This is a genomic window from Bacteroides caecigallinarum (assembly GCF_016902295.1).
Classification (GTDB): domain Bacteria; phylum Bacteroidota; class Bacteroidia; order Bacteroidales; family Bacteroidaceae; genus Phocaeicola; species Phocaeicola caecigallinarum_A.
Genome location: NZ_JACJLQ010000241.1, coordinates 1 through 219, shown reverse-complemented (window position 1 = coordinate 219; position 219 = coordinate 1). Strand labels below are relative to the sequence as shown.

The following is a 219-nucleotide window of genomic DNA, read 5'->3' as shown; positions in this document are numbered from 1 at the left end:
TAGTAACTGGCAGAAAGGGTTGCGCTCGTTATGGCACTTAAGCCGACACCTCACGGCACGAGCTGACGACAACCATGCAGCACCTTCATACATGCCTTGCGGCTCATCTATCTCCAGATGATTCATGCATAATTTAAGCCCGGGTAAGGTTCCTCGCGTATCATCGAATTAAACCACATGTTCCTCCGCTTGTGCGGGCCCCCGTCAATTCCTTTGAGT

The 219-nt window shown here is 51.1% G+C and carries 1 rRNA gene; it reads right to left on the bottom strand.

Features of this window, described 5'->3' with window-relative positions:
- Positions 1 to 219 (bottom strand): 16S ribosomal RNA (locus H6A27_RS14980); the annotation flags it as partial.